Origin of the sequence: Mycobacterium montefiorense (genome assembly GCF_025823255.1) — a bacterium.
Taxonomy (GTDB): domain Bacteria; phylum Actinomycetota; class Actinomycetes; order Mycobacteriales; family Mycobacteriaceae; genus Mycobacterium; species Mycobacterium montefiorense.
The window spans coordinates 424,205-443,273 of sequence record NZ_JACKVL010000006.1 but is presented as its reverse complement, the minus strand read 5'-3'; the positions used below and the strand labels follow the sequence as shown (position 1 = coordinate 443,273).

At 64.6% G+C, this 19,069-nt stretch carries 22 protein-coding genes and 2 pseudogenes; 9 read left to right on the top strand and 15 right to left on the bottom strand.

What is annotated here, in order from left to right:
- Positions 1–9 precede the first annotated feature (9 nt).
- Positions 10–1,077: an amidohydrolase family protein gene (locus tag H7K34_RS03955; RefSeq protein WP_264060147.1), complete on the top strand. Its 1,068-nt coding sequence runs from the start codon at positions 10–12 to the stop codon at positions 1,075–1,077.
- Between the two features lie 26 nt (positions 1,078–1,103).
- A pseudogene (locus H7K34_RS03950) lies at positions 1,104–1,513 on the top strand (phage holin family protein).
- Between the two features lie 4 nt (positions 1,514–1,517).
- Here the strand turns inward: H7K34_RS03950 and H7K34_RS03945 are convergent.
- Positions 1,518–2,165 (bottom strand): enoyl-CoA hydratase/isomerase family protein, encoded by a 648-nt coding sequence (locus H7K34_RS03945; RefSeq protein ID WP_264060139.1) that lies wholly within the window; start codon positions 2,163–2,165, stop codon positions 1,518–1,520.
- The gene (locus H7K34_RS26725) at positions 2,108–2,302 is read right to left on the bottom strand and encodes an enoyl-CoA hydratase/isomerase family protein (RefSeq protein ID WP_264060137.1); all 195 of its coding nucleotides are present in this window, start codon (positions 2,300–2,302) and stop codon (positions 2,108–2,110) included. Before H7K34_RS26725 ends, H7K34_RS03945 begins: the two co-directional genes overlap by 58 nt.
- A 250-nt stretch (positions 2,303–2,552) precedes the next feature.
- Here H7K34_RS26725 and H7K34_RS03935 point away from each other — a divergent pair, with 250 nt between their 5' ends.
- A complete protein-coding gene (locus H7K34_RS03935; RefSeq protein WP_264060135.1) occupies positions 2,553–2,972 on the top strand; it encodes an anti-sigma factor antagonist in 420 nt (139 codons plus the stop codon).
- Here the strand turns inward: H7K34_RS03935 and H7K34_RS03930 are convergent.
- The 5 genes from H7K34_RS03930 to H7K34_RS03910 all read right to left on the bottom strand — a co-directional run bounded on the left by H7K34_RS03930 (position 2,956) and on the right by H7K34_RS03910 (position 6,254).
- Positions 2,956–3,921: an FAD-dependent oxidoreductase gene (locus tag H7K34_RS03930; RefSeq protein ID WP_264060134.1), complete on the bottom strand. Its 966-nt coding sequence runs from the start codon at positions 3,919–3,921 to the stop codon at positions 2,956–2,958. The two genes, H7K34_RS03935 and H7K34_RS03930, sit on opposite strands and share 17 nt — an antisense overlap.
- A 62-nt stretch (positions 3,922–3,983) precedes the next feature.
- Complete coding sequence (locus H7K34_RS03925) at positions 3,984–4,541, bottom strand: hypothetical protein (RefSeq protein WP_264060133.1); 558 nt, start codon at positions 4,539–4,541, stop codon at positions 3,984–3,986.
- Between the two features lie 73 nt (positions 4,542–4,614).
- Entirely contained in the window at positions 4,615–5,109 is a 495-nt protein-coding gene (locus H7K34_RS03920) for an SRPBCC family protein (protein WP_264060132.1), read from the bottom strand.
- Entirely contained in the window at positions 5,109–5,750 is a 642-nt protein-coding gene (locus H7K34_RS03915) for a nitroreductase family protein (protein WP_108923658.1), read from the bottom strand. The genes H7K34_RS03920 and H7K34_RS03915 overlap by 1 nt, the downstream gene beginning before the upstream one ends.
- A gap of 21 nt (positions 5,751–5,771) precedes the next feature.
- The gene (locus tag H7K34_RS03910; protein ID WP_264060128.1) at positions 5,772–6,254 is read right to left on the bottom strand and encodes a carboxymuconolactone decarboxylase family protein; all 483 of its coding nucleotides are present in this window, start codon (positions 6,252–6,254) and stop codon (positions 5,772–5,774) included.
- Between the two features lie 193 nt (positions 6,255–6,447).
- Between H7K34_RS03910 and H7K34_RS03905 the strand changes: the two genes are divergently transcribed.
- From H7K34_RS03905 to H7K34_RS03895, 3 genes are read left to right on the top strand one after another with little or no spacing between them, the layout of a single operon-like run.
- Positions 6,448–7,188 (top strand): hypothetical protein, encoded by a 741-nt coding sequence (locus tag H7K34_RS03905; protein ID WP_264060538.1) that lies wholly within the window; start codon positions 6,448–6,450, stop codon positions 7,186–7,188.
- Between the two features lie 57 nt (positions 7,189–7,245).
- Positions 7,246–8,700, top strand: coding sequence for a class I adenylate-forming enzyme family protein (locus H7K34_RS03900; RefSeq protein WP_264060126.1), 1,455 nt, complete (start codon positions 7,246–7,248; stop codon positions 8,698–8,700).
- A gap of 14 nt (positions 8,701–8,714) precedes the next feature.
- On the top strand, positions 8,715–9,428 hold the full coding sequence (locus tag H7K34_RS03895) for a hypothetical protein (RefSeq protein WP_108923662.1): 714 nt from the start codon (positions 8,715–8,717) through the stop codon (positions 9,426–9,428).
- Positions 9,429–9,431: 3 nt separating this feature from the next.
- On the opposite strand, the gene H7K34_RS03890 is transcribed toward H7K34_RS03895, so the two are convergent.
- The 4 genes and pseudogenes from H7K34_RS03890 to H7K34_RS03875 all read right to left on the bottom strand — a co-directional run bounded on the left by H7K34_RS03890 (position 9,432) and on the right by H7K34_RS03875 (position 11,613).
- Positions 9,432–10,400, bottom strand: a complete 969-nt coding sequence (locus tag H7K34_RS03890; RefSeq protein WP_264060124.1) for an NAD(P)H-dependent flavin oxidoreductase — start codon at positions 10,398–10,400, stop codon at positions 9,432–9,434.
- The gene (locus tag H7K34_RS26720) at positions 10,397–10,690 is read right to left on the bottom strand and encodes a tautomerase family protein (RefSeq protein WP_264060121.1); all 294 of its coding nucleotides are present in this window, start codon (positions 10,688–10,690) and stop codon (positions 10,397–10,399) included. The genes H7K34_RS03890 and H7K34_RS26720 overlap by 4 nt, the downstream gene beginning before the upstream one ends.
- Positions 10,691–10,725: 35 nt before the next feature.
- Positions 10,726–10,788, bottom strand: a pseudogene (locus H7K34_RS26860) (tautomerase family protein); the annotation flags it as partial.
- Between the two features lie 213 nt (positions 10,789–11,001).
- Positions 11,002–11,613 (bottom strand): TetR/AcrR family transcriptional regulator, encoded by a 612-nt coding sequence (locus tag H7K34_RS03875; protein ID WP_264060537.1) that lies wholly within the window; start codon positions 11,611–11,613, stop codon positions 11,002–11,004.
- Positions 11,614–11,733: 120 nt separating this feature from the next.
- On the opposite strand from H7K34_RS03875, the gene H7K34_RS03870 reads away from it, so the two are divergent.
- The gene (locus tag H7K34_RS03870) at positions 11,734–13,299 is read left to right on the top strand and encodes a phytoene desaturase family protein (protein WP_264060120.1); all 1,566 of its coding nucleotides are present in this window, start codon (positions 11,734–11,736) and stop codon (positions 13,297–13,299) included.
- A 19-nt stretch (positions 13,300–13,318) separates the two neighbouring features.
- Here the strand turns inward: H7K34_RS03870 and H7K34_RS03865 are convergent, their stop codons facing one another.
- The 3 genes from H7K34_RS03865 to H7K34_RS03855 are packed head-to-tail and all read right to left on the bottom strand — an operon-like array spanning position 13,319 to position 15,058.
- On the bottom strand, positions 13,319–14,323 hold the full coding sequence (locus H7K34_RS03865) for a zinc-binding dehydrogenase (RefSeq protein ID WP_264060117.1): 1,005 nt from the start codon (positions 14,321–14,323) through the stop codon (positions 13,319–13,321).
- Between the two features lie 13 nt (positions 14,324–14,336).
- Positions 14,337–14,747: an SRPBCC family protein gene (locus tag H7K34_RS03860; RefSeq protein WP_264060112.1), complete on the bottom strand. Its 411-nt coding sequence runs from the start codon at positions 14,745–14,747 to the stop codon at positions 14,337–14,339.
- Positions 14,744–15,058 carry an ArsR/SmtB family transcription factor gene (locus tag H7K34_RS03855; protein ID WP_264060104.1) on the bottom strand — a complete coding sequence of 105 codons (315 nt, stop codon included), beginning with the start codon at positions 15,056–15,058 and terminating at the stop codon, positions 14,744–14,746. The genes H7K34_RS03860 and H7K34_RS03855 overlap by 4 nt, the downstream gene beginning before the upstream one ends.
- 76 nt (positions 15,059–15,134) lie before the next feature.
- On the opposite strand from H7K34_RS03855, the gene H7K34_RS03850 reads away from it, so the two are divergent.
- Positions 15,135–15,845, top strand: a complete 711-nt coding sequence (locus H7K34_RS03850; protein ID WP_264060102.1) for an MBL fold metallo-hydrolase — start codon at positions 15,135–15,137, stop codon at positions 15,843–15,845.
- Here H7K34_RS03850 and H7K34_RS03845 read toward each other — a convergent pair.
- A complete protein-coding gene (locus tag H7K34_RS03845) occupies positions 15,842–16,216 on the bottom strand; it encodes a hypothetical protein (RefSeq protein ID WP_372510676.1) in 375 nt (124 codons plus the stop codon). The genes H7K34_RS03850 and H7K34_RS03845 overlap by 4 nt on opposite strands.
- A gap of 343 nt (positions 16,217–16,559) precedes the next feature.
- Between H7K34_RS03845 and aceA the strand changes: the two genes are divergently transcribed.
- Positions 16,560–18,860: an isocitrate lyase ICL2 gene (gene aceA, locus H7K34_RS03840; protein ID WP_264060099.1), complete on the top strand. Its 2,301-nt coding sequence runs from the start codon at positions 16,560–16,562 to the stop codon at positions 18,858–18,860.
- Positions 18,861–19,069: the final 209 nt, after the last annotated feature.

Here is a 19,069-nt window from a genome sequence, read left to right as displayed (position 1 = left end):
TTCCCGACAATGCGAATCATCGATGCCGATGGACACGTCGCCGAAAACTCCTCGCTGGCGATCGAAGCGATCAAACGCTGGCCCGATCGCGTTAAGCCGAGCACCGACAGACGCCTGCGGTTGATGATCGAAGGCCGCAACTACCCGGAGGATCGCGGCCCGGGCGCCGGTTGTCCACCCGAGCACGGAATCAGCAAGTCGCCCAACATCAACTGCTCGTCACCCGACGGCGTGCTCGGTGACGCCGACCGCGATCACATCGACACGATGGTGCTGTACCCGAGTCTTGGGCTGTGCGCACCCAGCCTCGAAGACCCGGAATTCGCCGCGGGATTCGCCCGGCTCTACAACCAATGGATCGCGGATTACTGCGCCTCGTCGGGCGGCCGGTTACGTGGTGTGGCCGTGACGCCGATCGAACACGGGCAGCTGGCCATCGACGTGATGACCGAGGCCAAAGACCTAGGCCTGGTCGCGACTCTGGTCCCGCCGGCGCTCAAGACCCGCAATCTGGACCACCCCGATCTCGACCCGTTCTACGCCGCCGCCGTCGAGCTTGCGATGCCGCTCGGCATTCACGGCGCCCCCGGAATCCATCTGCCGAAGATCGGCGTGGACCGTTTCACCAACTACATCCAGGTGCACTGCATCAGCTTCCCATTCGACCAGATGACGGCGATGACAGCGATGGTCTCCGGCGGCGTCTTCGAACGCCATCCGCAGTTGCGGGTCGCGTTCCTCGAAGCGGGCGCGGGCTGGGTTCCGTTCTTCATGGACCGCCTGCACGAGCACTACGAGAAGCGGGGGGACTGGGTCGAGCGCGGCTGGCGGCGCGATCCACACGAATACCTGTCCGCAGGCAACATCTGGGTAACCTGCGAACCCGAAGAACCGATCCTGCCCGGCGTGATCGACGTCCTAGGCGCGGACTTCATCATGTTCGCCAGTGACTACCCGCATTGGGACGGCGAATGGCCGGAGAGCACTAAGCACCTGCGAACGCGCGCGGACATCAGCGAAGAGGCGCGCGAAAAGATCGGCTGCCGCAACGCTCAGCGGTTCTACGCCTTGAACTGAGCCTTCCGGTGGCAGGATCGTGCAGCATGGGTCCTTTTCTGCTTCGCGCCACCTTGACGGGCTTTGCCTTATGGATCGTCACCCACTTCGTTCACGGGCTGAGCTTCGTCGGCGGCAAGACACCGCTGGACAGAGTCGGCATCATCTTCGTCGTGGCCGTGATCTTCGGTCTGGTCAACGCGTTCATCAAACCGATCGTTCAGTTCTTGTCGATCCCGCTGTACATCGTGACCCTCGGTCTCTTCCATGTCGTCGTCAACGCGTTGATGCTCTGGATCACCGCACGGTTCACCGAAAACACCACGCATTGGGGACTGGCGATCGACCACTTTTGCACTTTTGGTGGACGGCAATCTGGGCCGCAATCCTGTTGTCCGTCGTGAGCTGGCTGCTGTCCCTGGTGATCCGCGACGTCGACCGCCACGCTCGCCGCTGATCCCTCAGCGCGCCAGCCATCGGGGCGGTCGCTTCTCGGCGAAGGCGCGCGGACCTTCCTTGGCGTCCTCCGTCTCGAAAACCCGGTCGCTGTGCCGAGTCTCGTTGTCGTAGGCCGCCTCGAGGTCAAGCGTCAGCCCTTCTACCGCAGACTGTTTGGTCGCGAACACCGCGAGCGGAGCGTTAACCGCGATGCGCTCGGCGTAGTCATAGGCCGTATCGATCAGTCGGTCTGCCGGGACCACCCGATTGAGCAGCCCCATGGCCAGGGCCCGTTGCGCGTCCACCATGTCGGCAGTCAGTAACAGCTCCATCGCCAGGGCATAGGGAATCTGGCGCGGCAGCCGCACGGTGCTGCCGCCACCGGCGAAAAGCCCCCGCTTGGGCTCCATCACCGCGAATCGCGCTTCGGGCACGGCGATGCGGATGTCGGTGCAGCCCAACATCTCAAAGCCGCCCGCCACGCAGGTGCCGTTCACCGCCGCGATGATCGGTTTGTACACCGGGAACCGATGGAGCACGGCGTGGATGGCGTCAAGGGCGTCCCACCCGTCGGGTTTGGGAAGGTCGCCGGTCAGTTCCGGAATGAATTTCTTCAGATCCGCCCGCCGGTGCAGAAATCTCGCCCGACGCCGGTGACGACGGCGACCCACGCACCGTCGTCGTCGCGGAAGTCGGCCCATGCGTGCGCCAAATCGCGGAAATGTTCCATATCCAGCGAGTTGCGTGTCTCGGGGCGGTTGATCGTAATAGTGGCAATGTGAGCGTTAAGCGCGTAATCGATGCTCACCGGTGTGCCGCCGTTTCGGTTCGTTTTGCTACCGTTACTGAAATAGTAAGGGTTTCAGTGCCCTTCGGCCGCGAGCCGGCGCGGGGAAACTGGGCGATTTGTGCAATTTCACGTCGATAAATCTCAATTGCACATATGCTTAGCAACGACGTAAAACCGACGGGGGTCGCTTTGCCGACAACCCTGCCGTCCTTTTCGGGAAAAGGACGGCGTCGCCTGATACTGCCCACGACGACGGGATGTCGCAGAGATGGACACTGCCGCAATTGGATTCTCACGGCCCCACAACGGGTCGTATCTTGGCAATGCACCAAGCGGTCTGCGCACGGTTACCGAGCGCACCGGTTCCTCGGTGGTCGTCCGCGTCGGCGGTGACATCGACGCCAGCAACGAGAGGGCGTGGCAGGACGTGCTGAGTCGCGGTGGCGCGGAAACCGTCGCGCCCGGACCGTTCGTAATCGACGTCTGCGACCTCGATTTCATGGGGTCGTGCGGGTACGCAGCGCTGGCGCACGAGGCGACGCAGTGTCGCCATCGCGGCGTCACGCTGCGGCTGGTCACCTGCCAGCCCATCGTGGCCAGAACCATTGCCGCCTGCGGACTGCGTCCGCTGCTGCCGACATACACAACCGTGGAGACGGCACTGTCTCCGGTCAACGATCAGGGCTGACCAGGCGCATTACCTCGCGCGCACAACCCCAGGACAGCGTCACGCCGTTGCCACCGTGGCCGTAGTTGTGGATGCAACGGGCCCGCCCGAGCGACTCGGCTTCCAGTCGCACCGAAGGCCGATCGGGCCGCAGCCCGGTGATCGTCTCGAGCACCTCGGCCTCGCCAAGCCTCGGTTCGATCCCACGACAGCGCGCCAGGATGCGATCGGTGATGTCGGGGTCTGCAGTGGTGTCCCAGCGATCGGGGATGCTGATCCCGCCGCACACCACGCGCTGCGGGTGCGGAAAATAGCAGACCCACTCCGGACCGTTGTTGATCTCTAGAAACAGTTGCCGCAGACCAGGATTGGCGAGGACAACATGCTGGCCGAACAGCGGCCGCACCGTGTCGTCGCCCACCAGCGCCCTTGCGCCGAGGCCGGAACAGTTGATCACGATCGGTGCGGCGTCGGCCGCTTCCGCCAACGACTGGACGGGATGTTCTTCGATCTCGCAGCCGGCCGCGGCAAGTCGCTGCCTCAGATAGTCAAGGTAGTGCGGCATGTCGATCATCGGCAGGGTCGCACGGAACCCGACCTCGAAGCCCGCCGGCAGCTCGGCAGGCTCAGCCGGCCGCAACTCGGGGATCGACTGCGCGGCAGACGACATCGCCTCGGTCGCGGTCAACTCGCTGACGCTGAGCGCCGGCGACATCTGCACGCCGCTGTCGGGATCGGTGGCCAGTTCGCGAAACACCCCGAGTGAATATTCGGTCCACGCCAGGGTTTCCGTAGCGCGTTCGGCTGGCCGCGGCGGAAGCCACACCGCACCGGCAATCACCGAGGTCGTCTGCTTTGGCATTGCCGCGGTCCATACCCGAACCGGCCAGCCCGCCTCGGCCAGACACAGCGCCGACGTCAGTCCACTGACTCCGGCACCGACGACGACGATCTGTTGCGTACTGAGCACGGACGCCACGCTATCCAAAACGCGGCGATCGGGGACTGCGGCTAGCGGCCGCCGTCCGGCGATCAGGTACCGGGTACCCGCTGTCCGTTCGGCGCGAGCAGCCCGTTGAGAGTGCCGATGATGCCCTGTACCTGGGCGCCTGCGACCGGCCCGGGGACGTCTGGGGGCGGGCTGGCGTCCGGGGTCAGCTGCCAGGGCTGGCAGCCGTCCGTCTTGAACGCCTTGTCCGCCGGGTCGATCCTGACGACCTGCGGCTTTTTGCTGAGCGAGTTATCGATCAGGGCGCCGTCAGGGTTGGACGTGCGTTTCCAGTAACAGGTGCCGTTGCCGATGGGGCCGCCACTGCTGTAAATGCCCGGCACGATGTCGGTACCCACCGCATAGAGGCCGTCTTTGTCCATGACGGTCTTCGGCTCGCCGGGCGGCGCCGATGACGGTGCTGCCGAGGGCGACGCTGCAGGTGCCGGTGACGCCGGCGGCGATGGCGGTGCCGATGACGGCCCCGGTGCCGGCCCCCGTGTGTCGTCCGGATCGGCGCTGGCAACGACTGTGGACGCGGCCCAGCCCGTGACCATCAGACTCGCAGCAGCCAACCTTGCCGCAATAGCTACTCCACCCATAGAAATCGAGGATACCGGGGTCGAGAACCTAATTCACGTCGTTGTGAAATCAGCCGAGCAGCTTCGCCAACGCCTAGGCCAGCCGCCGCACTGTGCCGGCATAGCCGAGCGCATGCTCATACGTGTCGAGGTTGTCCCGCGAAATTTTCGCGTGCACCGCCCGTTCGAGGAAGAGGCGCAGCACCGGGTTGTAGGCGTGATACGTCTCGTGGAACGTCAGCACGGTGGTGCCGTCGGGTTGCTCTTCAAGTTGGTGATAACCCTCGGCGCGCGACCACAGCGGGGCACCCACGGCCACATATCGCGACAACTTGTTGAGCTCCGCTTCGGTCACGGTCTCCCAGGAACGCGCCCTACCTCTGGTCAGCAGATATTTAGGCACTTCGAAAATGCAGGTGCGGACCAGGCCCTCGCCGGCTTCGTTGCCCTCGTTCAGGATTTCCATGCTGCCGGTCGGCCACTTGAGCACCCGCGGGCGCGGGGCGTTCGGCGGCGCCGGCGGATGCAGCACTCGCCAGACTTTTTTCGGCGGCGCGTCGACGTGGAATCGCACGGTGTAGGACTGCATCAGCCTTCTCCATCAGCCGGTATCCAACTGTTCCAATAGGTGATGGTCTCCGCGGGCGGCCGCGTGGCCGGCCGGAAGTCGGTACCGATCGTGTAAGCGACGGGGAACAGCGCGGCCTGGGTAACGGTGGGTGGGATGCCGAGCAGCTCGGCCACCTCCCGCTCCTTGAACAGATGCATCGTCGTCCACACCGATCCCAGGCCACGGGAGCGAAGCGCCAGCAGAAAGCTCCAACCCGCCGGAATGATCGACGCCCAGGCCGCCGCTGCGATACCGGGCTCCGCGGTCTCGATGCGCTGGGTGAGGCAGGGAATAACGTGCACCGGAACCTGCCCCAACGTTTCGGTCAGGCTCATCGCGCTCTGGTACACCCGCTGTGTCTGCGGGTCCGTCGCGTTGTCAGCCGCGTACGCCAGGTACTGGGAGCCGATGCTGCGGTAGATCTCGGCGATGGCCGCGCGCTTGTCCGCGTCGGTGATCACCAGCCAACGCCAGTCCTGTGTGTTGCTCGCCGTGGGCGCTTGCATCGCCAGCTGGATGCACTCCAGAATCACGTCGCGGCTGACCGGCCGGCTCAGGTCGAGGCGTTTGCGCACCGACCGTGTGGTGCTCAGCAGTTCGTCGACGGTAGCGATGTCCATGGGTTCCCTTCAGATGCTTGGTTAGAGGTCGATGGCGCAGGAATGGTCGACGCCCAGCACCGTCAGGGAGCGTCCCAGGCCGAGGAATACCGCGACGCACAGCGTGAGATCCAGGATCTCCTTGTCGGAGAATGATTCTCGAAGTCGTTGGAAGAATGCGTCATCCATGGACGCATGATCGTTGGCGAAACGCTCGGCGTACTCGATGGCAAGACGCTGGCGCCGCGTGTAGCCCGGGTAGGTGGCATATGCGGCGACGTTGTCGTAAAGCTCGGGTGCCACGCCGGCCTCCAGCACCGACTGGGCGCGGAAGCCCGAGCAGGCGACGCAGTCGTTGATCTGCGCGATCCGCATTCTGGCCAGCTCGCGCTCGTCGGCCGGCAGAATGCTCTGCTGATAGGCGCCGCGGATCATGCGTTCGACCATGCCGCCGAGTTGCGGACGCAGCGACCAGATCATGGCGGCTTCACCACCGGGGCCGTCCGGCACCTCGAGCCTTGCCATGGGAAATCTCCTGCCCGGTAACGACGGTGCCGACTTGAGCAAACCAGATTCTCAACTCGGCTGTCTAGGCCACCGACCGGGCCTAATTGTGCATATGACTAACCCGGTCTGGACGTGCCATACGGCCGGGGTTTACCGTCCGTGAAGCGGCTTGCAGCCCAACGCCGCGAACGGAGGTCTGTGCGTGCTGTTCATGCACGAGCTACACACGGTGCGCGGCCGCAAGGAAGACGACTTCGAGGCGGCGTTCCGCGACGGCTGGATGCCGATACTCGCCAGCGGTGACGACGCTCGATTGCTGTGGTACGCCAACCAGGCGCATGGCAGCGGACCCGCGTACACCGTCGTCACTGTGACGGCCGTCCGCGACGGAGCGGCGTGGGAACGGCTGACCTTGCGGGTGCAGCAGGGCGACCTTCAGGATTGGATGCGCGGTCTCGACGAACTCCGCCACGAGGTGGACGCCAAGCTACTGATGCCGCTGCCGTGGTCACCACTTGGTGAAGTGCAGTTCGACGAGGTGCCGGTCGACGGGCGAGAGCACGAGATGACCCTCTACATGGAAGACACCATGTGGCCTTACGAGGACAAGTTCGAGGAATACATCGTCCGCTGCGGTGAGGTGTACGCCAGAAGTCTCGAGGAACCGTCCTCGATGCTGACGATGCACGCCGCATTCCAGCCCGCACTCGGCAGCCACGTGCGGCGCGCGGTGATCCTGATGCAGCGCATCAGCAGGCCGGACGCGCTGCTCGACCTGCTTCGCAGCCATATCCCCGCCGAGTACCGCGCGCCGGGCACCTGGATGTACGACGCCCTGGACCTGCGCGATCAGTGGAGTAGCCGGTTGCTGCGCACCTCCGATCCCCGCCGAGTACCGCGCGCCGGGCACCTGGATGTACGACGCCCTGGACCTGCGCGATCAGTGGAGTAGCCGGTTGCTGCGCACCTCCGAGTGGTCGCCTCTTTTCTAAGGGGTACTGCGGCCGCGATGAACACCGGGACGATCCATGACGCCGCCGCCAGCGGCGATCCCGCCCGGCCTGCGCTCGTCGTCGGCGAGCGCACCGTCAGTTACGGCGACCTGGCGACGGCAGTGCGGCAGTGCGCGACGGGTCTGGCCGCACACGGTGTCACACCCGGACAGCGCATCGCCGTCGTCGATGGTGGCAGTCTGCTGGCGGTTGCCGCCTTGCTCGGCGCGGCGCGCGTCGGCGCAGCGCCGGCGCTGATGAATCCCGCACTGACGCCGCCCGAGTTGCAAGGTCTGCGCACGAATGCCGGCTGCGCCGAGGTGACTGTCGCGGGGGAGCAGTACGTCGATCGGGTCCGGGAATCGGGTGCCCGCACGGTATTGACGCTCACCGATCTCACGGGTGGCCCCGGGTCGAACTCACCCGCCGTCGAACCCGATCCCGATGCCGCTGACGACCGCGATGCGTTGATTCTATTCACCAGTGGCACAACGGGACTCCCGAAGAGCGTCAGTATCACCGAACGTCAGCTCACCAGACGCATCACCGGAATGTCGCGACCCTTCCGGGTGGGCGCGAAACCCTCGGTGAGCATGCTGACCGTTCCGTTCTTCCATGTCGGTGGCGCGCTGGGCGTCCTCGGCAGCTTGTATTCGGGCAACACCGCGGTGATACAGCAGCGATTCGACGCCGGCGAGTGGCTGCGTCTGGTATCGGAGCACCGCGTCAGCACCACATTCATGGTGCCGACAATGCTGCAGCGGATCCTCGATCATCCCGACTTCGCCGGCACCGATCTGTCGTCCCTGATCGCCATTGCGTATGGGGCCGCGGCCGCGCCGCTGACTCTGGTGCGCAGGGCCATGACAGCACTGCCGCACGTGGGGTTCGCCAACGTATTCGGCCAGACCGAAACCCTGGGCGCTTACACGACTTTGATGCCGCAGGATCACCTCGATCCGGCGCGCGCCGCTTCCGTCGGCCGGCCACTACCCGGAGTCGAAGTGCGCGTCGTAGACCCCGACACCGGCAACGACGTCAACACCGGAGCGGTCGGCGAGTTGTGGGTGAACACCACCCAGAACGTCACCGAAGGCTGGCTGCACACCGGTGACCTCGCCCGCCAAGATGCCGACGGCTACATCTTTCCTAGCGGACGGCTGAAGGACACAATCAATCGTGGGGGAGAGAAATTCGGACCGATCGAGGTCGAGGAAGCATTGCGTTCACATCCGGCAGTCAGTGATGTCGCGGTCGCCGGGATCGCCGACGACGAGTTGGGCCAACGAGTCGGTGCCGCCGTGGTGATTTGCAGCCCGGTGACCCTCAACGAGTTGCGGGCCCACTGTCGCGAGTTGATCGCGTACTTCAAGCTCCCCGAGCGATTGACGATCATCGACAGCATCCCCTATAGCGCAACCGGGAAGGTCAACCGCGATCAGCTCGCCACGCTGATCGCGGATGGCGCCTGAACCTAGGAGTCCAAGTGCTGTTTCTGCACGAGACCCACAAAGTGGTGGGTACACGGCAAGACGAGTTCGAGGCTGCCTACCGCGAGGGATGGATGCCCACGCTGGCCACCGAAGACAATGCTCGGCTGCTCTGGTACACCAACCACACGCACGGCACCGGGCCTTCCTACACCGTGGTCACGATCACGGGCATCGCCGATGGCGCGTCCTGGGAGAGTCTTGCGCGGCGTACCCAGCGGGGCGATCTGCGGCCGTGGATGCGTGAACTCGACAACCTGCGCCACGAGGTGACGGGAAAGCTGCTGCTGCCGGTGGCGTGGTCCCCGTTGCAGTCGGTCGACCTGGCGACCGTACCTACCGACGCGGGAACACATCCGCTGAGCCTCTTCATGGAAGACACCGGCTGGCCTTCCGCGCCACTCGACGACTACATCCGCTCCTGGAACGACATCTACTATCGGCCGCTGTCTCAGGCGCCGGCACAAATGCGAATACTGGACATCCAAGCCTGTTTCCAAATCGCACATGGAAGCTATCAACGACGAGAAGCCATGCTGTGGCAGAAGATTGATGACTCCAATAACTACGCGGCACTCGTCCATCTGCTGACCAAAGAGGTGCCGCCCGAGTACCGGGCGCCGGGCAGCTACATGTTCGAAGCCCTTAGGTATCGCGATCAGTGGGAGAGTCGGTTGCTGCGGACGTCGGACTGGTCGCCCCTGTACTGAACGTCACTCCCGACCCAAGATCCGGGCGGCGTCAGCCGCCATCTCGCGCACGATGTCGGCAGCCGGGCGAATGTCGCGAACGAGTCCTATCGCCTCGCCGACGAGCATGGGGGCTGCGTCGAAATCCTGTTCGGGCTCCGCCTTTTCGAAGGTGGCCACCGCATCGGGCAAGACCGCCGATAGCTGGTTCTCGTTGCCATGCCAGGTATCGAGGAAGGCGTTCCCCAGCGCTCGCGCGTTGTAGTTGGCGGGCCAATCAAGCTGTCGCACAACGTCATAAACGCGCGTCCGGAAGGTCTGGTCACCGCCGGCCGGGATGGCCCGCTGGTGAGCCCGCGGCGAGACCAACGCCTCCGCGCTGGCCCAGAGCCGAGTGCCGACCAGCGCACCATCGGCACCGAGTGCCAATGCCGCCCCCAGCCCACGGCCGTCGGCGACGCCTCCGGCGGCCACGACCAACGTTTCGGGGGAGCCGGCGACGACGAGATCGACGACTTCGGGAACCAGCGTGAAGGTAGACCGGACGGCCATTCCGTGGCCGCCGGCCTCACCGCCCTGCGCCACAATGATTTCGGCGCCGACGTCCAGCGCCTGGCGCGCCTGGTCCAGCTTCTGCACCTGGGCGATCAGCGGAACACCCGCCGCGTGGATTCGCTCGGCGAACGGCCGAATATCGCCGAACGACAACATGATCGCGGCGGGTTGCCGGTCGAGGACCTGTTCGAGTAGCTCAGGCTCTCGAGCCAGGCTCCAAGTGATGAACCCGCAGCCGACCTTCGCGCCGCCGGCTTCGCCGAATTCACTCCGGAGCCAGTCGGCGTTGCCGTACCCACCGCCGATCAGACCAAGGCCGCCACCGGATGCCACCGCGGCCGCGAGCCGGCCGCCGGAAACCATCGCCATCGGCGCGAGCAGGATCGGATGTTCGATACCGAAGAACTCGGTGAGGCGGGTGGACAGCGCGCTGTTCACTGGAGCTCCCCAGTCAGAAACTGAGCCCGGCCATGACCGAAAGACCAATCTTCGTCGCCATTTTCGGTGATCGACACGATCAGATCGGCCGGATCGAGCCCACACCGTTCGGACAGATTCGACGCCAGCAGCTCGTAGAATCGCTCTTTCATTGCGCGAGCGCGCCGCCTACTCACCACGTGGACCACCACCAGCCGTGCCGAGCGATCGATGCCAAGACTGGTGTCCCAGGCCACGATCTCGTGGTCGGGATGGGTATGCGCCACCTGGTAGCGGTCGCGCGGCGGCACCCCAACGATCCGACGACGGCGTCATGAACGGCGTCCAGCAGCGCCCGAACCTCCGACGGTGTGCGCCCCTCGATCAGGTCGATGTACACAAGCGGCATTTGTTCTCCTCTGCTCGGTGCGCCTCGGTTACGACATTAGGTCCGTCGGCAGCGGCTGTGAAATTCCTGTCGTCAAGCATCTTTGCTTGTCAGGCATGGGCATGCTGGACGGCGGCCGAGTCGAGTTGCGGCACCTGATAGCGGTCGGGTACTTACGGCTTTCGGTGTGCGTGAACCACGGCACCCGCCGGCGTATCGGACGCCTACGGCGGATTACGCCAGCGGCGCCAAGCCGGAGCGAACCAATTCCAGACTCGCGATCACCAGCTCGCCAAGATCGTCGACGCAACCATTTCGGCCCCAATGCTCCACTGCCACAACGAGAGCCGCAGCTATGGCAGATCCCGCGACCTCGGCACTCAGATCTAGATTCGGCGCTTTGGGATTACGGTTCCTGATGAAATCGGTCAGCACCGCGGCGAACGAGGATTGCACGACCCGCAAGTGGCCGGCGATGCGTTCCGCACTGATCAACTCGGTGCGGGCCGTCGCGGCCTGGCGGACCACTTCCAGGTCGTGCGGGAAAGCCGCGACACTCGCCAGCACCGCATCGAATAGCGACTCGGCGGCCGGCCGTTGCGCGAGGGCCTCGGCTAGCCATTCCAGCTGCGTCTCGTAGTCCTGGAACAGCACCGACTCCTTGGTCGGGAAGTGCCGGAAGAAGGTACGTTCCGTAACGCCGGCCTCGCGCGCCAGTTCGGTGACGGTGACGTTCGCAAATCCTTTGTGGGCGAAGCTTTTCAATGCGGCTTGGCGTAACGCCTCATGCGTCGATCGCCGGCGCAGTTCGTGGCGATTGGTCGGCTTACCCGCGAGCACAGTCATTTCGAGCATTTCGAGACGATCGTATCGCACCGGTCGTGTCAGAACTGACATCTTCCAATTATATCAGTACTGACATATTCTTGTCACGCACAGGCCATCGACGGAGGGCAGGACCAGCACATGAGCAAGACGGAGTACGACGCGATCGTGGTGGGTGCAGGGCACAACGGGCTGACCGCCGCCGCGATTCTGCAGCGCGCAGGCCTGCGGACGGTGTGTCTGGAAGCCAACACGTACGCGGGAGGCATGGCGGCAACAGTCGAACTGATCGACGGTTTCCGTTATGAGATCGCCGGTTCGGTGCAGTTTCCGACGTGTTCCCAACTCACCAAGGACCTCGGGCTGGACACACTGCCCGCGATAGAGCCCGAAGTCATGTCGATCAACATCGGCGAAAACGGCGAAGAGCCGATGGTCTTCTACCGCGACCCGATGCAGCTGATGACCCACCTGAACGAGAAGCACGGCGTCCAAGCCGTGATGGGTATGGCTGAGCTGATCGGGTGGAGCCAGGCGCCCGCGCGGGCGCTCGGCCGCTTCGACGTGCGCCAGCCACCCAAGACGCTTGACCAGATGTATGCGTGCGCAACCAATGACGCCGAACGCCGAGCGATCCACGAGATGCTGTTCGGGTCGGCAATGGACGTGATCGACCGCTACCTGCCGGACAAGGACAAGCACGCCGTAATGCGCGGAATGCTCGCATTTTTGGCGGTCAACTCCACCTATCGCGGCCCCTACACACCGGGCAGCGCCGCATGTTTGGCGTTCGCGCTCGCGGTGCCCGACGACAGCACCCCGATGATGACCAAGCTCAAGGGCGGCATCGGCGCACTCACCGAACACCTGCGCGAGCTGTTCGAATCCCACGGCGGCGAGATCCGTTTCCGCACCAAGGCTGAACAGATCCTCGTCGAGAATCAGAAGGTATCCGGCGTGCGACTGCGGGACGGCTCGACGATCTCGGCGCCGATCGTGGTCTCCAACCTGTCGCCCGACGTAACGCTCACCGAGCTCATTGCACCCGAACACGTCCCCGCGGAACTGGTCTCACGTGTCTGTGACCGTGACCACCGGGCCTCGTTCGTGCAGCTTCATTTCGCGCTGGACGGGCTGCCCGAATTCGCGCCGCCGTATGAGTTCCTCAACGAAGAGGGCATGCAGCAGTCGGTGGGTATCTTCGGGACACCGGAAGAGCAGCAGCGGCAATGGGAGATATGCCGGCAGGGCATCGTTCCAGACAACCCGTCAATGGGCATGCAGATCCCCTCGGTGCATGACCCCGGCATGGCGCCGCACGGCAAGCATGCCGCGAGTGCGTTCGCCTACGCGTTCCCCGTCGAAGTCGACCGTGACCAGCATGGGCATCTGAAAAACGAGATGGCACAGCGCGTTATCGACAAGATCTCCAAATTCGCACCCAACTTCAAAGACATTGTGATCCGCCATATCACGTTCGCGCCCTACCACATGAACACGATGTTCGGCGCACCCGCCGGCGACTTCTGCCACGGGCTGTTGCACCCGGATTTGATGGGCCCCAACCGTCCCGGCCCGAAAGGCTTCCTCGACATGCCGATTCCGATCGATGGTCTCTACCTGGGCGGCGCGGGATGCCATGGCGGCCCAGGTATTACGTTTACTCCCGGCTACAACGCGGCCTACCAGATTCTGGACGAGCGATAGCAGATCAGCCGCCGAAGTTCTAGGGAACCAGGACGACCTTCCCGATATTCTCCCGCGCCGCCAGGATCCGGTGTGCCCTCGGCGCCTCGTCGAACGGGACGGCCGCATGCACGATGGGCGAGATGGTGCCGTCGTGCAGGGCTTCGGTCAGCGGCGCGATCCAGGGCTCCAGCGTGCCGCGGTCGTCCCATAGACGCAGCATGTTCAGGCCGATCACGGCCTTTGACGCCGAGAGCTGGTCCATCAGATTGAAACCACGCAGCATCGACAACACCTGCGGAGCCGCCCTGCGCAGCGAGCGTTTCTCACCTTCCTGCAGCGACGAAACCCCGTAGCCGACAAGCCTTCCGCCGGGGCGCAGCAATTCATATGAGCGCCGCAGTGAGGTCCCGCCGAGGGCGTCGAGGATCAGGTCGTACGGGCCGACGTCCTTCCACCAGCCGTCGCGGCGGTAGTCGATCGCGCGGTCCACGCCGAATTCGCCGAGCTTCTGATGCTTGCCCGGCGAGGCGGTACCGTGCACTTCGGCGCCGGCCGCCTTCGCGAACTGGATGGCCGCCGTGCCAACGCCGCCGGCCGCGGCGTGAATCAACACCCGCTCGCCGCGGCGCAGCGAGCCATAGCCGTGCAGCGCCGCCCAGGCCGTCGCATAGTTGACCGGGACGGCGGCACCCTGCTCGAAGCTCAGCGCGTCGGGCAGGGCCACGGAATCGGTGGCGGCGACGTTGACGATTTCGGCGTAACCGCCGAATCGCGTTCCGGCCAAGACCCGTTCGCCAACGCGGTTGGCGTCGACGCCTTCGCCGACGGCCGCGATGGTCCCGGCGACCTCGTAGCCGACGATCGCCGGAAGTTTCGGCGCGTCGGGATAGAGCCCGACGCGAGCCAGGTGGTCGGCGAAGTTCACCCCCGCGGCCCGGACCACAACCTGTAGCTGGCCCGGCCCCGGCCCGGGTGGGTCGGGGCGCTGCTGCACCTGTAAGACCGATGGGTCCCCGTGCTTGGTGATGACGACTGCGCGCATCGCGATCCTTTCCTTACGCTTGTGCCGCCGCCTGGGCGAGGCGGGGGAGTACGACATCACGCCACCCGGGACCCATCCGGTCGAAGGCCTGAGCCATCCTGGTGTCGTCAAGGTCAAAGCCGCTGTGCTCCAAGAATACTCGGGTGCCGGAACCGTCGGGTTCCAAGCGCCAGGTGAGTGTCCAAGCGGGGGTGAAGGTGTAGACGAAGCGGTGCGGCGGATCGACCTCGAGCACCTTACAGGGTTGCTTGCCGTAGCCGGGCATGTCGAGGACAAACTGGTGGCCGACGACCGCGGCTACTTGGCCTTCGGCCCACCAGATCCGCATCAGGTCGGGTTCGGTGAGCAGCCGCCACACCTTCTCCGGGGGCGCGGCCACGAATTGGTCAACAGTGATCGTCGCGGGTGATGGCGTCTGATTCATTCCAGCTCCGCTGCTACATCGGCCAGCGCGGCCAGCCGTCCGCGCCAGAACTTTTCGAACGGGTGCAGCCACTCGCCGAGTTGGGCAAGCGGCTCCGCGGTCAACCGATAGATACGGCGGCGGCCCTGCGGCTCGTCGGCAACCAGGCCGGCGTCGCGCAGCACCTTGAGGTGCTCGGCGACGGCGGGCCGACTGAGCTCGAATCGGTCACTGAGTTCACCCGCGGACAGTTGCTGGCGCGTCAGAATTTGCAACAACTCCCGCCGCACCGGATTCGCCAGGGCGAGAAAAACGCGGTCCGATGTCGCCACGTCCGCACTATATGTCGGGAATTCCCGACACGTCAAGCGCCTGCAACGCAATACCGGCGCGCGCTACGTTTCTCCTATGCGATTCACCTGGGAGTGGCTGACCCCCAGCGTTTATCGCTGCCGGCTTCCGTTCTGCGACGTCACAATTGGCCTGGTGCGCGGACATACTGGAGCATTACTTGTCGATACCGGCAGCACCCTGACCGAGGCGGCCGCGATCGACGAGGACGTCCGGCAGCTCACCGGCGGCCCGGTCACCCATATTGTGTTGACGCACAAGCATTTCGACCATGTACTGGGCTCCTCGCTATTCGCAGAAGCCGACATCTACTGCGCGCCGGAGGTTGTCGACTACCTGTCGTCGGCGCACGACCAGATTCGCGCCGACGCGCTCAGTTGTGGCGCGGACGCCGCCGAGATCGACCGGGCTATTGCGGCGTTGCGGCCGCCGCAGTGCGGGGTCTACGACGCCATCATCGACCTGGGCGACCGCGTAGTGAGGATCACCCACCCCGGCCGCGGGCACACCATATCGGACTTGATCGTCATTGCGCCGGGGCCGGACGATCACGACGACCGGGTCGTGATATTCACCGGTGACCTCGTCGAAGAGTCCGCCGACCCAGCCGTCGATGTCGACTCTGATGTGGCAGCGTGGCCCGCAACACTGGATCGGGTGCGGGCGATCGGTGGTCACGCAGCGATCTACGTCCCAGGTCACGGGAAGATCGTCGACGCGGAGTTCATCCGCCGCCAGCGGGCTTGGCTACAACGACGTTCGGGCTAGCCGGCCGCAACCGTGCACGCTGCGATCAGCGCGTCCGGATCGGTCACGCTGAGTACCAACGAGCGCAGCGTCGCCGACCTGAACGGAACTTTCGCCTGGACACCAGGCTCGATCGTCAATGCCACCAGCTCTTTTCCCGAACCGTTGACCAGCCAGCGACCGTTTGAATAGTGCACGCCCGCGGTGAAGGCCCGCTCTTCGGTCGCTTCGGCGCGAGTGATTGACGCGATCGGGATACGGGCGTCAAACGCCCAGCCCATCTTTACGCGCAGAGCCCCGTCTTCGACCCGCACCTCGCTGCTTTTGGGCCCGAGACCCAGCGGCGTGGATAACAGCACATACCAACGCTCGTACCGGAATTCCGTCTGCACCCGACCGACCTTACTCGTAGTTTGCTGGCTGGGATGGATTTATTTTCATTTACCCATCTATGTAGTTTGCTACCTGGGACACAGACCGCGGCCCGAACCGGCATGGCGGCGACAGCCTCATCGAAATGTGTTGCCCTGCAATGCCTTAGCAGGATGGCAATAGCGGGAATCCGCGCCTCGCCGGGCCCGACCTGCCGCATCGGTGTTCTTTGACCCCGGAGTACGGGGTGTGGCAACAGATTTGGCCCGGCTCGGTAACCGGTCAATTAACCATGATTGAAATATCGGGTCCGGGGATAGACTCACGTGCAGCGAAATCGTGCTGACAGAGGAGCCTAAGGCCATGGCAATCATCGACGCGGACACCGAGGTCTCCGCACCCTTCGAGCAAGACCTGGAACAACAGACAGCCGCCACGCAGCAATACTTCGATGACCCACGGTTTGCCGGGATCATTCGCCTCTATACGGCCCGCCAAGTAGTAGAGCAACGCGGCACGATACCGACCGACTACACCGTGGCCCGGGAAGCGGCGAAAGCGTTCTATCCGCACCTGCGCGCGCTTTTCGCGGCGAAGAAAAGCATCACCACCTTCGGGCCGTACTCACCCGGACAGGCGGTGAGCATGAAGCGGATGGGCATCGAAGGGATCTATCTGGGCGGTTGGGCAACCTCCGCCAAAGGGTCCACCACTGAGGATCCCGGGCCCGACCTCGCCAGTTACCCGCTGAGCCAGGTGCCCGAAGATGCCGCGGTGCTGGTGCGTGCGCTACTCACCGCGGACCGCAACCAGCGTTACCAGCGGCTGCAGATGAGCGAACAGCAGCGCGCCACTGCCAAGCAGTATGACTTCCGGCCGTTCATCATCGCCGACGCGGACACTGGTCACGGCGGTGATCCGCACGTGCGCAACCTGATCCGCCGCTTCGTCGAAGTCGGCGTGCCCGGCTACCACATCGAAGACCAGCGCCCGGGTACCAAGAAGTGTGGTCATCAGGGCGGCAAGGTTCTGGTTCCGTCCGACGAACAGATCAAGCGCCTCAACGCCGCGCGCTTCCAGCTTGACGTCATGGGTGTGCCGGGCATCATCGTCGCGCGCACCGACGCCGAGGCGGCCAACCTGATCGACAGCAATTCCGACGAGCGCGACCAGGCGTTCCTGCTCGGAGCCACCAACCTGGACATTCCGTCCTACAAGAGCTGTTTCCTGGCGCTGATGCGGCGATTCCACGAGCTGGGCGTCAAGGGGCTCAACGGACATCTTCTGTATGCCCTCGCCGATAGCGAGTACGACATCGCGACGGCGTGGCTGGAGCGGCAAGGCATCCTGGGCCTGGTCTCCGAAGCCATCAACCAGTGGCGCGAGAACGGACAAGGCTCGATCGACGACCTCTTCGACCAGGCCGAATCGCGGTTCGTGGCCGCCTGGGAGGACGACGCCGGGCTGATGACCTATAGCGACGCCGTGGCGGACGTGCTGGCGTTCGGCGAAAGCGAAGGCGAGCCGGCGAGCATGAGTCCCGATGAGTGGCGCCAATTCGCCGTGCGGACGTCGCACTACGCAGCCCGCGGCAAGGCGCGAGAGTTGGGCGCCGCCCCACAATGGAGCCCGGAGCTGGCAAGGACCCCGGAAGGTTATTACCAGGTCCGCGGCGGCATTCCGTACGCGATCGCAAAGTCACTCGCGGCGGCGCCGTTCGCCGACATCCTCTGGATGGAGACCAAGACCGCGGATCTGGCCGATGCCAAGGAGTTCGCCGACGCGATCCACGCCGAGTTCCCCGACCAGATGCTGGCCTACAACCTGTCACCGTCATTCAACTGGGACACCACCGGGATGACCGACGAGGAAATGAAGCAGTTCCCCGTCGAACTCGGCAAGATGGGCTTCGTCTTCAACTTCATCACCTACGGCGGACATCAGATCGACGGTGTGGCCGCCGAGGAGTTCGCCACCAACCTCAGACAGGACGGCATGCTCGCGCTGGCCCGCTTGCAGCGCAAGATGCGCCTGGTCGAGTCGCCCTACCGGACGCCGCAGACTCTGGTCGGCGGTCCCCGCAGCGACGCCGCGTTGGCCGCCTCCTCGGGCCGCACCGCGACCACGAAGGCGATGGGCAAAGGCTCGACCCAGCACCAGCACTTGGTGCAGACCGAGGTGCCCAAAAAGCTGCTGGAGGAGTGGCTGGCGCTGTGGAGCGAGCACTACCAGCTCGGCGAGAGACTCCGTGTGACGCTGCGGCCCCGCCGCGCCGGCTCGGACGTGCTCGAACTCGGCATCTACGGCAGCGATGACGACCCGCTGGCCAACGTCGTCGTCGATCCGATCAAGGACCGGCACGGCCGCAGCATCCTGCAGGTGCGCGACCAGAACACGTTTGCCGAGAAGCTGCGCCAGAAGCGGCTGATGACTTTGATCCACCTGTGGCTGGTGCACCGCTTCAAAGCCGACGCCGTCTACTACGTGACGCCCACCGAGGACAACCTGTATCAGACCGAGAAGATGAAGTCCCACGGCATCTTCACCGAGGTCTACCCGGAGGTCGGCGAGATCATCGTCGCCGAGGTGAACAAGCCACGCATCGCCGAGCTGCTGACAGCTGACCGGGTAGCGCTGCGGAAGCTGATCACCAAGGACGGCTAGTCTTCGCAGCCATCCAGTCCATGAAACTGGTTGGCTGCCCTAGTCTTTCGTTGCGTCGTGGCTATGAGCACCGCGATGTGGCCACTTTGTGGCGCCGCCGTGTGGCGGGTTTGCTGATCGCGGCACTCAACAAGCCGCCGGATGCCCACCACTCGGGCAGGCCAATGACGAGTACCCGTCGGGTTGGGTTCCCCGGGCCCGTTAGACAT